The organism is Paenibacillus sp. oral taxon 786 str. D14, from assembly GCF_000159955.1.
Taxonomy (GTDB): domain Bacteria; phylum Bacillota; class Bacilli; order Paenibacillales; family Paenibacillaceae; genus Fontibacillus; species Fontibacillus phoenicis.
Genome location: NZ_GG695971.1, coordinates 1 through 13916, shown reverse-complemented (window position 1 = coordinate 13916; position 13916 = coordinate 1). Strand labels below are relative to the sequence as shown.

At 50.6% G+C, this 13916-nt stretch carries 10 protein-coding genes; 9 read left to right on the top strand and 1 reads right to left on the bottom strand.

Annotated elements, in window-relative coordinates; genetic code table 11:
* Nucleotides 1–47 precede the first annotated feature (47 nt).
* The 7 genes from gntK (at nt 48) to gyrB (ending at nt 8640) form a co-directional block, all read left to right on the top strand.
* On the top strand, nt 48–1598 hold the full coding sequence (gene gntK, locus POTG_RS03095) for a gluconokinase (RefSeq protein WP_009223337.1): 1551 nt from the start codon (nt 48–50) through the stop codon (nt 1596–1598).
* Between the two features lie 518 nt (nt 1599–2116).
* Entirely contained in the window at nt 2117–3463 is a 1347-nt protein-coding gene (gene dnaA / locus POTG_RS03090; RefSeq protein ID WP_009223336.1) for a chromosomal replication initiator protein DnaA, read from the top strand.
* Between the two features lie 355 nt (nt 3464–3818).
* Nucleotides 3819–4961 carry a DNA polymerase III subunit beta gene (gene dnaN / locus POTG_RS03085; protein ID WP_009223335.1) on the top strand — a complete coding sequence of 381 codons (1143 nt, stop codon included), beginning with the start codon at nt 3819–3821 and terminating at the stop codon, nt 4959–4961.
* A 72-nt stretch (nt 4962–5033) separates the two neighbouring features.
* The gene (yaaA, locus tag POTG_RS03080; protein WP_009223334.1) at nt 5034–5258 is read left to right on the top strand and encodes a S4 domain-containing protein YaaA; all 225 of its coding nucleotides are present in this window, start codon (nt 5034–5036) and stop codon (nt 5256–5258) included.
* 58 nt (nt 5259–5316) lie between these two features.
* On the top strand, nt 5317–6429 hold the full coding sequence (gene recF, locus POTG_RS03075) for a DNA replication/repair protein RecF (protein WP_009223333.1): 1113 nt from the start codon (nt 5317–5319) through the stop codon (nt 6427–6429).
* 16 nt (nt 6430–6445) lie between these two features.
* Nucleotides 6446–6694, top strand: coding sequence for an extracellular matrix regulator RemB (gene remB, locus POTG_RS03070; RefSeq protein WP_009223332.1), 249 nt, complete (start codon nt 6446–6448; stop codon nt 6692–6694).
* 41 nt (nt 6695–6735) lie between these two features.
* A complete protein-coding gene (gyrB, locus tag POTG_RS03065; protein ID WP_036644062.1) occupies nt 6736–8640 on the top strand; it encodes a DNA topoisomerase (ATP-hydrolyzing) subunit B in 1905 nt (634 codons plus the stop codon).
* A 78-nt stretch (nt 8641–8718) separates the two neighbouring features.
* Here gyrB and POTG_RS03060 read toward each other — a convergent pair whose 3' ends face one another.
* A complete protein-coding gene (locus POTG_RS03060; protein ID WP_036644060.1) occupies nt 8719–9510 on the bottom strand; it encodes a YheC/YheD family protein in 792 nt (263 codons plus the stop codon).
* 345 nt (nt 9511–9855) lie between these two features.
* Here POTG_RS03060 and gyrA point away from each other — a divergent pair, with 345 nt between their 5' ends.
* A complete protein-coding gene (gene gyrA, locus POTG_RS03055; protein ID WP_009223329.1) occupies nt 9856–12378 on the top strand; it encodes a DNA gyrase subunit A in 2523 nt (840 codons plus the stop codon).
* Nucleotides 12379–12705: 327 nt separating this feature from the next.
* Nucleotides 12706–13791: an HD-GYP domain-containing protein gene (locus POTG_RS03050; RefSeq protein WP_009223328.1), complete on the top strand. Its 1086-nt coding sequence runs from the start codon at nt 12706–12708 to the stop codon at nt 13789–13791.
* Nucleotides 13792–13916 lie beyond the last annotated feature (125 nt).

The following is a 13916-nucleotide window of genomic DNA, read 5'->3' as shown; positions in this document are numbered from 1 at the left end:
TCATTACAATGGAAATACGAAATTTTGAAGTAGAGAGAAGGTAGGTTATGGGTACCGTAACACATATGATCGGCCTCGATATCGGAACAACCAGCACGAAGGCGGTATTGTATGAACGCAACGGCCAAGTCATCGCTACGGCCAATGAGGAGTATCCGCTGTATACCCCTTCCGCTGCCGTGGCGGAGCAGGATCCGGAAGAGATTTTTGCTGCAGTGATCGCCGCGGTGGGAAAAGTGATGAAAACAGGCGGCATCGCTCCGGATCAAATCGGCTTCGTCTCCTTCAGCTCCGCAATGCACAGCGTCATCCCGCTGGATGGCGAGGGCAAACCGCTGATGCGCTGTCTCACCTGGGCGGACAACCGCAGTGCGGATTGGTCGGAGAAGCTGAAGAAGGAGCTGGGCGGACACGAGATTTACCTGCGCACCGGCACGCCAGTTCATCCGATGTCTCCGCTGACCAAGCTGCTCTGGCTGCACCATGAGAAGGCTGACATTTTTGCACAAGCCCGCAAATTCGTCTCGATTAAGGAATATGTCTTCCTTAAGCTGTTTGGGGAGTACGTCGTCGATTATTCGATTGCGTCGGCCACCGGACTTCTGAACCTCGAACGCTTAGATTGGGATGAAGAAGCGCTGCGGATCGCCGGCATTACGCCGGAGCATCTGTCCAAGCTCGTGCCGACGACGCACGTCCTGCAAGGCCTGGCGCCAGACTACGCCAGTGCCATGGGACTCGCTCCCTCCACCCGCTTCGTCATTGGCGCCAGTGACGGCGTCTTGTCCAATCTCGGGGTCGATGCCATCGACCCCGGTGTTGTCGCCGTCACGATCGGCACCAGCGGTGCAATCCGCACCGTGGTCGACCGGCCGAGAACCGATCCCAAAGGCCGGATCTTCTGCTACGCGCTGACGGATAAGCACTGGGTGATCGGGGGGCCGGTCAACAACGGCGGTGTCATCTTCCGCTGGGTGCGGGACGAATTCGCCGCTTCCGAGGTCGAAACGGCGAAACGGCTGGGGATCAGCCCGTACGACGTGCTGACCAAAATTGGCGAGCGCGTCGCTCCCGGCGCGGACGGCCTGCTCTTCCACCCCTACCTGGCCGGTGAACGAGCGCCCCTCTGGAATCCCCACGCGCGCGGCTCCTTCTTCGGGCTGACGCTGCATCATCAGAAGGAGCACATGATTCGTGCCGTGCTGGAAGGTGTCATTTACAACCTGTACACGGTGCTCCTGGCGATGGAGGAACAGATCGGGCGCCCGCAGAAAATTCAGGCCACGGGCGGCTTCGCCCGCTCCCCATTATGGCGGCAAATGATGGCTGATATCTTCGACCAACAAGTCGTCATTCCGGAGAGCTTTGAGAGCTCCTGCTTAGGGGCCGTGGTACTTGGTCTGTATGCTTTGGGAGAGATTGATTCCTTCGAAGTCGTCAAGGAAATGGTTGGCGGCACCCACGAACACTCGCCCATTCCGGAGCATGCGGCGATTTATAAGCAGCTGCTGCCGATCTACATCCGCATCTCGCGGAAGCTGGAGGAAGATTACGAGGCGATTGCCAAGTTCCAGCAACAACAACAATCTGAGCAGTAAGACGCTCTTACATCCATATAAAACGAATCCGACCGTCCTATGGGGCGGTCGGATTTTTATTTTCTATATAATAAGCAAAGCTTGCTCTCTATCCCGGACGGTTGAATTATTCACAGCCGAAACTCGAAGATTGATGAGAGATCAGAATAAGTTGTGAATATTTTTTATGAGATTTTGCAGCTGTCTGTCGAATTTTAAACAATTTATAAACAATATGTAGTGGTGTGAATGAGAATTATGCACAAGTTATTGAATTTGTGGATAAAAGCCGAGAGCTCATTGAAAAACAAGCCTTCTTTTGCTATGATTATATTGTTTTCGTTGTGAATATCTCTGTTTATCCGCTGATTTATTAACAGGTTGTGGATAACATTGTGAACAATTCGAACATAATTTATTTTATAATGATGATACTTTACTGAACATTGGGGATAAAATTCCCCTTTATTTATGTTTATTTCGACTTCTTTCTGCATGGCTTAAGCCACAATTGGAAGATTTAAAAGGAGTGACAGTCTGTGGACAGCCATACTTCGGAAATATGGCAACATATTTTATCTATTATTAATACGAAATTAAGCAAACCGAGCTTTGACACCTGGTTTAAGGCGACGAAGGTAGTCTCCTTAACCGATCAGTCGATTGTGATCTCCGCTCCGACCACGTTCGCTGTAGAATGGCTCGAAAGCCGCTACACCAAACTGGTGGCGACGACGGTTTTTGAGGTGATCGGCAAGCAGGTGGACGTCTCGTTCGTGATCGAAGAGTCGGCTCCCCCCGAGCAAGCTCAGGTTTACAAGGAACCCCCCGCTCCCGTCCCAAGCGAGGAAAGCGTTTCCCATATGCTTAACCCGAAGTATACGTTCGACACCTTCGTTATTGGCTCCGGCAACCGGTTTGCTCATGCCGCGTCGCTGGCGGTCGCCGAGGCACCGGCGCGGGCGTACAATCCGCTGTTCCTTTACGGCGGCGTGGGACTTGGCAAGACGCATCTGATGCATGCGATTGGCCATTACATTTTGGAGCACAGCCCCAGCAGTAAAGTCGTGTACATTTCCTCCGAGAAATTCACGAACGAATTCATCAATTCCATCCGGGACAACCGCGCGGAAAGCTTCCGTAACAAATACCGCAATATCGACATTTTGCTGATCGACGACATTCAATTTCTGGCCGGCAAGGAATCAACCCAGGAGGAGTTCTTCCATACGTTTAACGCGCTGCATGAAGAACGCAAGCAAATCATTATTTCCAGCGACCGTCCGCCAAAGGAGATTCCGACGCTGGAAGAACGGCTCCGCTCCCGGTTTGAATGGGGACTGATCACCGATATCCAGCCGCCGGACCTGGAGACCCGGATCGCAATTTTGCGGAAGAAAGCTAAAGCGGAAAACCTCGATATCCCAAACGAAGCGATGATGTACATCGCCAATCAGATCGATACGAACATCCGCGAGCTGGAAGGTGCACTGATCCGCGTCGTCGCCTACTCTTCCTTGATCAATCAGGACATTACGACTCATTTGGCCGCCGAAGCGCTCAAGGACATTATCCCATCCAGTCGTCCGAAGATGATCACGATTCAGGACATTCAACAGAAGGTTGGCGAGTATTACAATTTGAAGCTGGACGACTTCAAGGCGCGCAAAAGAACCAAAGCGATCGCGTTTCCGCGGCAAATCGCCATGTATTTGGCCCGGGAGCTCACCGATTTCTCGCTGCCGAAGATCGGCGATGCGTTTGGCGGAAGGGACCATACGACAGTCATCCATGCGCATGAGAAAATCACCCAGCAGCTCAAAACGGATCAGGAGCTATATAAAATCATCAACAACATAACCGAAAAAATAAAAAGTGCTACCTGAATAAGGGATAAGCCTATGCACATGATATGCACATGTGGATAGGCTTCATTTCATATTTTTCCGGTTGTTATCCACATATTCAGTGCCCCTACTACTTCTTCTAATCTATAAAGATATAAACATCTTCATAAGTAGCGGCAAGCCGCTCGCTTCAGCCAGTCGCTGCAACGCTGCGCTTGTCCAGTTCAACGAAGAAGATCATAAGGATGGCTGCATGAACCGCCTCAAAACCGTACATACCTCAAGGTTATGCTTCGGAGGCGAAGAATATGACTGTTCCCTTTCGAGGCAGTGTTCAATGTGAAGTATGCCCTTAGAAGCTTTATGCTTCATAACACTTTTAGGAGTTGAATTTATGAAAATCCGTATTTTGAAGCATGATCTCAATGAATCGATCCAACACGTATCCAAGGCGATTTCGAGCCGGACAACGATTCCGATTTTGACCGGGATCAAGCTAGATGTGAACTTTCAAGGGATGACCCTGACGGCCAGCGATACGGACATTTCGATTCAGGCCTTTATTCCGGCGGAGGATCAAGAGAAGCAAATCGTACAAGTAGAGCGTCCGGGGAGCGTTGTGCTGCCTGCGAAGTTCTTTGTCGAGATCATCAAGAAGCTGCCTTCCTCCGAAATCGAAATGGAAGTGCAGGACGGATTCCAAACCTTCATCCGTTCCGGATCCACCGATATCCAAATGGTAGGTCTGGATCCGGAGGAATTCCCTGTACTGCCTAGCATCGAAGAAAATCAGGTCATTTCGATTCCCGGCGATTTGTTGAAGAACATGATTCGGCAAACGGTATTTTCCATTTCGACGAACGAAACTTCGCCGATCTTGACCGGAGTGCTCTGGAACCTGGCAGATAACCAGTTCAAATTCGTAGCGACGGACCGCCACCGCCTGGCCAGCCGCATTGCCGGTCTGGATGACGCGGAGGGCGTACGGTTCAGCAACATCGTCATTGCCGGCAAAACGCTCAATGAGCTGAGCAAAATTATCCCGGATCAAAATACGCGCGTTGAAATCGTCGTTGCCGACAACCAGGTGTTATTCAAAATCGATCGCGTGTTGTTCTATACTCGCATTCTCGACGGAACTTATCCGGATACTTCCAAGATTATTCCGACTACGTATAAAACAGAACTCATCTTGGATACGAAGAAGTTAAGCGATTCGATCGACCGCGCTTATTTGCTGTCTCGCGAGGAGAAAACGAATATCGTCCGCCTGCAAACGATGGAAGACGGAACCATTGAAATTTCCTCTAGCTCCTCGGAGTTGGGTAAGGTTACGGAGCAGTTGGATGTGGCTCATTTTTCGGGGGATCCGCTGCGCATTTCCTTTAACTCGAAATATATGCTGGACGTTCTGAAGGTCGTGGAAAGCGAGCAGCTGCACATCGGGTTTACAGGCGCGATGAGCCCTATCATCATTAAGCCGGTGGACGACAGCCAGAGCCTTTATCTGATTCTGCCATACCGGACAACGAACTAGATCATTGGCGTCCAAAGCATGTTTCTAGCGGAAGCATTTTGGCGATACCAACAGAAAGGAAACCGATTCCTCATGAAAATAATTCCCATCTCGAGCGAATATATTAAATTAGATTCTTTCCTGAAGCTGGCGGATTGCGTGCCAACCGGAGGAATGGCCAAGGCGATCCTCCAGGAAGGTGCCGTGAAGGTGAATGGCAAACCGGAAGAGCGGCGGGGCCGGAAGCTGTATCCGGGCGATAGCGTTGAGGTGGAAGGTTGCGGCTCTTTTCAGGTGGCGGGAGAACAGGCTCCCTGAAGTGGCCTGCCTGTGGCCAAACGGCCGGGGACTGGCGGAGAATGAGGGGGCTTAGAACGTGTTTGTAAATCGTTTATCGCTGCAAAACTACCGGAATTACGGTACCCTTACGCTGGACGCCTTCGGCGCCGTGAACCTGATCATCGGACGGAATGCCCAAGGGAAAACGAACCTGCTAGAGGCGTTGTTCGTCCTTGCGCTGACAAAGTCGCACCGGACCGGCAAAGACAAGGAGCTGATCGCGTTTGGCAGCGACCATGCGCTGGTGTCCGCGGAGGTGGAGAAGAAGTACGGCCCAGTCCAACTTGAGCTTCGTTTATCGCCGCAAGGCAAGAAGGCGAAGCTCAATGGCCTGGAACAGAGGAAGCTGAGTGATTTTATCGGGGCGATGAATGTCGTGATGTTTGCTCCCGAGGATTTGGAAATTGTCAAGGGAACTCCTGGGGTACGGCGCCGGTTTCTTGACATGGAGATCGGGCAGGTACAGCCGAGCTATCTGTATCATTTGCAGCAATATCAGAAGGTGCTGATTCAGCGCAATAATCTGCTTAAACAGGCTTGGGGCGCCGGTCCCGAAATCAAGACCATGCTGGAGATTTGGAACGAACAGCTGGTCCAACACGGTGTTAAAATTATTAAAAAAAGGAAACAATTTATAAGTAAACTGCAAAAGTGGGCAGAGCAGATTCACGAGGGAATTACCGGAGGCGGTGAAACCTTGAAATTGGCTTATCTCCCCTCTTTTGGCACAGCCGAAGAAGAAGATGAAGCTGTCCTATTGCAGCAATTTATGATAAAGTTATCACAAATGAAGGATCAGGAGATTCGCCGCGGCATGACGCTGTGTGGACCACATCGCGATGATCTGTCGTTTATCATCAACGGCAATGAAGCGCAAGTCTACGGGTCCCAAGGCCAGCAGCGGACGACGGCATTATCGTTAAAACTGGCGGAAATTGAACTCATTCATGAGGAAATCGGCGAATACCCGATTCTCTTGCTGGATGACGTGTTGTCGGAGTTGGATCCGTACCGCCAAACCCAATTGATCGAAACGTTTCAGAGTAAAGTGCAGACGTTCATCACGGCTACAGGGATTGAGAGCATCAATGCAAGCCGATTACAGGACGCCAGCATTTTTCATGTTCAGGAAGGACAAGTCCAAGGTTAAGGACGGAGGGAAACGGATGTATATACATTTGGGCGGAGAAAAGGTGATCCTCTCTTCGGAATTGATTGCAATTTTCGATATCACGATCGAGAAGTCTTCAAAAATATCCAAGCAATTCCTCAGCCATGCGCTGGAGACCAAGAACGTGGTGCGCATCGGCGAGGAGGAAGCGAAGTCTATCGTCGTGACCCAAAACGAGATCTATTACTCGCCGATCTCCTCCGCTACGCTGAAGAAGAAAGCGAACGTGATTTTGACGGTTTAGCCTTGAATTTGATTCTAGAGAAGTAGGTGAAGGCATTGTCAATGAACGAACAAACATATGACGAGAGTAATATTCAGGTGCTTGAAGGCTTGGAAGCGGTGCGCAAACGCCCGGGGATGTACATTGGGTCGACCAGCGTACGCGGCCTGCATCACCTGGTATGGGAAGTCGTAGACAATAGTATCGACGAAGCGCTGGCCGGCTATGCGAATAAAATTGATGTCACGGTTCATCCTGATAACAGCGTAACGGTTGAGGATAACGGCCGGGGGATTCCGGTTGGGATGAATGAGAAGCTGCAGAAGTCGACGCTGGAAGTCGTCATGACTGTGCTTCATGCCGGGGGGAAATTCGGCGGCGGCGGATATAAAGTATCCGGGGGCTTGCATGGTGTAGGTGTCTCCGTCGTTAATGCCCTGTCGACGAAGGTGATCGTCGAGGTCAAGCGCGACGGTCATATCTATCAGCAGGAGTATCACCGCGGCACACCTCAATACGACGTACGGGTGATCGGTGACACGACTGAAACGGGGACCAAAACGACTTTTTATCCGGATCCTGAAATTTTTACAGAGACCACAGTCTTTGATTATAATACGCTGTTGACGCGGATTCGCGAACTCGCTTTCTTGAACAAAGGGATTAACATTTCGCTGACGGACGAACGGACAGGTCAAAGCGAGTCGTTCCACTACGAAGGCGGCATTATGGAGTATGTCCGCTTTCTGAATCAGAACCGCGAAGTGCTTCATGAGGAGCCGATTTACGTTGAAGGTCAGCGGGATATGATCCAGGTGGAAATCTCGCTGCAGTATAACGATGGCTATACGGAAAATATTTATTCTTTCGCAAACAACATTCATACTCACGAGGGCGGGACGCATGAGTCTGGCTTCAAGAGTGCATTGACGCGGATCATTAACGATTATGCCCGCAAGACCGGCATGATTAAGGAGAACGATTCGAACCTGACCGGGGATGATGTGCGCGAAGGGTTAACAGCGATTATTTCCGTCAAAATTCCGGAGCCTCAGTTTGAGGGTCAAACGAAAACCAAACTGGGCAACAGTGAAGTCCGCGGTATCGTGGAATCGCTCTTTGCCGAGAAGCTGCAGGAGTTCATGGACGAGAATCCGTCCGTGTCCCGGCGCATTCTGGAGAAATCGCTTCAAGCTTCGCGGGCGCGGGAAGCTGCTCGGAAAGCGCGCGAACTGACGCGGCGCAAGAGCGCACTGGAAGTCAGCGCCCTGCCAGGCAAGCTGGCTGACTGCTCTTCGAAGGACGCCTCGATCAGCGAACTGTATATCGTCGAAGGGGACTCGGCGGGCGGGTCGGCAAAGCAAGGACGGGATCGTCACTTCCAGGCGATCTTGCCGCTGCGTGGGAAGATCCTGAACGTCGAGAAAGCACGGCTTGACCGCATCCTCGGCAATGCGGAGATTCGGGCGATCATCACGGCACTTGGCACCGGAATTGGTGAAGATTTTGATATTTCGAAGGCGCGGTACCATAAAATTATTATCATGACGGATGCTGACGTCGACGGGGCGCATATCCGTACATTGCTCTTAACCTTCTTCTTCCGCTACATGCGCAAAATCATTGAAGCAGGCTATGTTTACATCGCGCAGCCGCCACTGTTCAAAATCGAACGCAACAAAGTCGTTCGTTACGCCAACTCCGAGAAAGAACGCGATCAAATCATCGCTGAATTTGGCGAGGGCGCTAAAGTGAACGTGCAGCGGTACAAAGGTCTAGGCGAGATGAACGCCGAACAGCTCTGGGAAACCACAATGGATCCGGAGAGCCGTGTGATGCAGCAAGTCTCGATCTCTGACGCCATCCAGGCGGATGCGATCTTTGATACACTGATGGGTGATAACGTCGAACCGCGGCGCGAATTCATTCACGAGCATGCGAAATACGTTAAGAATCTCGATATCTAAGCGATATCGGGAGCCAATAGATAAGGCTGTTCTATACGATCCGGACTTGCATCCGGAAGGATGGGAACAGCCTTTTTCCTATTTCGCTTTGGCGGATTTGGCCTTCAATCGGCCGTAAGCGATAGCGTAGCGCCGGATCTTTTGGTAAACCTCTTTGGGATGAAGTATTTTGAAGGGGAAGAGAGCTGGCTTCGTATTGATTTCCAAAATCCAGATTTGGTACTGTTCGTCGATGGCGATGTCCAACCCGATTTCCTTGAGCTGCGGAAATTTCCGAGCCAGTTGGATGGCTGCCTGGACGCCGATGGATTTCATTTCCTTGTACTTCTCGGCAAACTCTTTGGGGGTCATATAGGAGCTAAGCAGGTCCTCAATGAGCATGACGCTGCCGCCGCCATGATAGTTGGTGATGACCTTCTGCTGTGCAGCAATCCGTCCGATAAATCCAGTCGTCTCCCAGGACTTACGCGGGGTTTGCTGGACGAGGGCGCGGATATCGAACCTGCGGCGGCGGTAGGTGAGCAGACGGATGCCTTTTTGGATCAGATAAGGTTCAGACCCCATCTTGGCGACAAGTGCGTCGTGAAGCTCCTCTATCGTCGGGTACAGCTCGTATTCAATTCCGTACCTGAGCTTATACTGAAGCGGGCTGCCTGGGCTAAGGTCATCCGTCCATTTCTCAATGCTCATCACGCCGATGCCATAGGTGCCGTGATCCGGTTTGACGAAGACATAGCCGTATTCCTCCAGCATATCCCGAAGATGCTCAAAGGAATATTTTCGCGTATCCGGAATGTAGGGACGAAGGGATTCCTTCTGGTAGATCACTTTCGTTTTCTCCCACTTGCTTGCAATACGTTGGATCGTCAAATCGTTTATCCTTCCTTTCTTTCGGACCGGAACCGGCCCGTTGTCATCTATGCGATATGCGAAAAACATAGGACAGAAGAGAAAAACAATGGTATAATTATAAGATATGGGGATTTTATAAGCTTTTTCAGCGATTCAAAGAAAATGCCTATATCCGTAGTGTATGAACGTTCGATTCGATGGGAGTGGACACATCCCTAATTTTTTGCTGTCTATATGGATCGTGTTACAAGGCCGGTCACGTTTAATTGAGCTTGATTTGTGAAAGTAATATAATGAAAGTGGCGGTTTTTCGGGCTTTTTCCCATACGAAGGCACGTGGATAGATTATGAAGGAGGTCCAGCATGGCGGAAGAAAAATTCTCTCAAATCATAGATCGGGACATTAATGTGGAAATGCGCGAGTCCTTTATGGACTATGCCATGAGCATTATTGTCAGCCGTGCGTTGCCGGATGTGCGGGATGGTTTGAAGCCGGTGCATCGTCGCATTCTCTATGCGATGTCGGATTTAGGAATGCATCCGGACAAACCATTTAAGAAGTCAGCGAGAATCGTCGGTGAAGTCATCGGTAAATATCATCCTCACGGTGATTCCGCCGTTTACGAGACGATGGTGCGGATGGCGCAGGATTTCTCGATGAGATATATGCTTGTCGAAGGCCATGGCAACTTTGGTTCCGTCGACGGGGATATGGCCGCGGCGATGCGGTATACGGAAGCGCGTTTATCCAAAATCGCCATGGAAATGCTGCGTGACATCAACAAAGAAACAATTGATTTCATGCCGAACTACGACGGCGAGGAGCAGGAACCGGTCGTGCTGCCTTCCCGCTTTCCGAACCTGCTGGTCAATGGGGTGTCGGGGATCGCAGTTGGGATGGCGACGAATATCCCTCCGCATAACTTAGGGGAAGTCATTGACGGGGTTCAGGCGTTAATCAAGAATCCGGAGATCAGTTCGCTGGAATTGATGGATTATATCAAAGGCCCGGATTTTCCTACGGCTGCTTATATCTTGGGCCGTTCGGGGATCCGCCAGGCGTATACGACGGGACGCGGCTCGATTACGATGCGGGCGAAGACCACGATTGAGGAGCACAACAACAAAGCACGGATTGTCGTGGAGGAGCTTCCTTATCAGGTCAACAAGGCCCGTCTGGTTGAAAAAATCGCCGAACTGGTACGTGAGAAGAAAATTGACGGGATTACCGACTTGCGCGACGAGTCGGATCGCACCGGCATGCGCGTGGTTATCGAGCTTCGGCGGGACGTCAATCCGAACGTCGTGCTGAATAACCTGTATAAGCATACGGCGCTGCAAAGCACTTTTGGCATTAATATGCTGGCGATCGTAAACAATGAACCGAAGATTCTGACGCTGAAAGATGTCTTGAGTCATTATCTACAGCATCAGGTTGAAGTTGTTCGCCGGCGCACCGAATTTGATTTGAAGAAAGCCGAAGCCCGGGCGCATATCCTGGAAGGTTTGCGGATCGCCTTGGATCACATTGATGAAGTTATCGCTTTGATCCGGGGATCAAATTCGGATGAAGAAGCCCGTGAAGGCTTGATTACCCGTTTTGGTCTGAGCCTTGAACAAGCACAAGCGATTCTCGATATGAGACTCCGCCGGTTGACCGGATTGGAGCGCGAGAAGATCGAAGACGAATATAACGAATTGCTCCAGAAGATCGCTGAATATCGTGAGATTCTGGCCAATGAACAGCTCGTGCTGAAAATTATCGGTGAAGAGCTGCAGGAAATCCGTGAGAGATACGCGGATGAACGCCGTACGGAAATTACGATCGGTGAAGAAAGCATCCTCGACGAGGATTTGATTCCTCAAGAGGAAGTGGTCATCACGATTACGCATACCGGCTACATCAAGCGGTTGCCGGTGACAACGTACCGCAGCCAGAAGCGCGGCGGGCGCGGCGTTGTCGGGATGGACACCAAGGATAATGATTTCGTGGAGCATCTGTTCGTGACGAACTCCCATCATTATCTGATGTTCTTTACCGATCGCGGCAAGGCGTATCGCCTCAAAGCGTACGAGATTCCAGAGCTGGGACGTACGGCTCGGGGGACGCCAATTATTAACCTGATTCAGATTGAGCAGGGCGAGACGGTCAATGCGGTTATCGAGGTCGAGCGTTTTGACGATAACAAGTATTTGTTCTTTGCTACGAAGCAAGGGATCGTCAAGAAGACGCCAATCGAAGACTATATCAACATCCGCAAGGGCGGATTGATTGCCGTCAACCTGCGCGAAGACGATACGTTAATCGACGTGAAGCTGACCGATGGCAATGAAGAAGTGATCATGGGTACAGCACAAGGCATGTCGATCCGGTTCCCAGAAAGCGATGTACGCTCTATGGGCCGGGCAGCTACCGGTGTTAAAGGGATCACGCTGGATGAAGGCGACTCTGTCATCGGCATGGACGTTGTGGTTCCGGGGCAGGATGTCTTGATCGTAACCGCGAATGGTTACGGCAAGCGGACGCCGATCTCCGAATATCGCACGCAAAGCCGCGGCGGTAAGGGGATCAAAACGATCAATGTCACGGAGAAGAACGGTACGGTTGTCGGACTCAAGGTCGTTAAGGATGAAGAGGACCTGATGATCATTACCGCGAGCGGTACGCTGATCCGAACGAGCATGGAGGGTATCTCCACCATGGGCCGGAACACGCAAGGCGTGAAGCTGATCAACATCCGCGAAGACGATACCGTGGCGACGGTTTGCCGCACGGACAAGAGTGAGGAAGAAGACCAAGAGGGAGAAGCTGAGTCCTCCCAGGACCAAGGGCAAGCGGTTGAAGGCCATGGTTCGGAACCTGGGCAAGATCCTAACGAAGAATAATGATTCCCCTGTTTCGAGACCGCAGCAATAGTCGCGTGTTTGAAAATCTAACTAGGGTGGGAAGTCGTAAATGACGGCCCAACCTCGGGAGCAAGCGAGCCTTAGAAATCGAGTCTAAGGCTCGTTTTTTTTTTGGAGTTAAGCACGTTTTTGGCTGTCTAGTTTCGGAGGCTCTTGTGGCGTTCTTTTCCTACGAAAAAGAAAGATTGCTTGCTATTTTACCAGCGTACTATAATAAGATTAGTGCTCAATAGTTCTTTATACCTAGAAAATATTGGGTTTGTAGTGACTTGGAATCCTAGTCTTACCCTAAGGAGAGAATAAAGGATGGTTAGTATCTCAATCGAGGATGTCAAACCGGGAGTTAAGTTGATGAATCACGTATATAGTCCATTGGGCGGTCTTTTGCTGCAGAAGGGCAAGGTTTTGCTTCCGAGAGATTTGGATATCCTGCGCGCCTTTATGATCCGTCAGATTGAAGTGGAAGACTTTGTGGTTCCTGAGCGAAAGGCGACAGAGGTTCATGAATCTACCAAGTTAGCTTCGGCAGGAGCAGCGGGGGCGGCGATTAGTCCATTAACTTCGTTGCACCTTGAATACGACCGGATGCTGCATTTAACGAAAAGCGCGTTTCAATCCGTGTTGGCTGCAGAGCTGCCGATTTACGAGCTCCGCAATCAATTGGAGGTGCTCGTCCGCCAGTTGAAGCATTACAATGTGCTGACGTTTATGCCGCGCAATATGAACGAATACGATTATATGTACCATAACGCCATTCTCTGCTCTATCACGTCCTATTTGCTGGCGCAATGGCATGGGTTGCCCCAGAAAGACTGGATGCAGGTGGCATTTGCCGGATTGCTGCACGATATCGGAAATACGAAAATCGATCCGTTGATCCTGTATAAGCCAACGCAGTTGACTGCGGATGAAGCTGAGGAAATGCGGATGCACACGACCTATGGCTATCAGCAGCTGCGCAAAACTGCCGCGATTAATGAAGGCGTCCGGCTGACGGCGCTGCAACATCATGAGAAGATGGATGGTACGGGTTATCCGTTCCGGTTGACCGGCGATAAAATTCATATCTACGCGAAAATCGTTAGCGTGGCGGATATTTTCCATGCCATGACGTTACATCGTCGATACCGTAAAGCGAAATCGCCTTATTTAGTGCTGGAGGAAATCCGGTCTGAGGCATTTGGTAAGCTGGATCCCGGCGTTGTTCAAACCTTCGTGGATAAGGTAACCCAATTCCATCACGGTACGCGGGTACGCTTAAGCAATGGGAGTGAAGGGGAGATTGTATTCTCCGACCGGAATCATCCGACGCGCCCAATGGTATCGGTTCAAGGCCGAATCGTCAACTTGGTTGTAGAGAGACATCTGCATATTGAGGAAGTTCTTTCCTAGGGTTGATTTTTGGGATCGTTTTGGGGTATATTATTACTTACCCGCTGAGATTTGTGAGACGGTAAGTAAGAATGGAATTCATTGGTTAAAAAAAAGTCTTGCAAGTTTCGCAAAAGGGTGATATA

Bases quoted from the DNA above. Each gene is read 5' to 3' on its own strand.
- dnaN (WP_009223335.1), top strand. From the start codon at position 3,819: ATGAAAATCCGTATTTTGAAGCATGATCTCAATGAATCGATCCAACAC.
- gyrA (WP_009223329.1), top strand. From the start codon at position 9,856: ATGGCGGAAGAAAAATTCTCTCAAATCATAGATCGGGACATTAATGTG.
- yaaA (WP_009223334.1), top strand. From the start codon at position 5,034: ATGAAAATAATTCCCATCTCGAGCGAATATATTAAATTAGATTCTTTC.
- remB (WP_009223332.1), top strand. From the start codon at position 6,446: ATGTATATACATTTGGGCGGAGAAAAGGTGATCCTCTCTTCGGAATTG.
- gntK (WP_009223337.1), top strand. From the start codon at position 48: ATGGGTACCGTAACACATATGATCGGCCTCGATATCGGAACAACCAGC.
- gyrB (WP_036644062.1), top strand. From the start codon at position 6,736: ATGAACGAACAAACATATGACGAGAGTAATATTCAGGTGCTTGAAGGC.
- POTG_RS03050 (WP_009223328.1), top strand. From the start codon at position 12,706: ATGGTTAGTATCTCAATCGAGGATGTCAAACCGGGAGTTAAGTTGATG.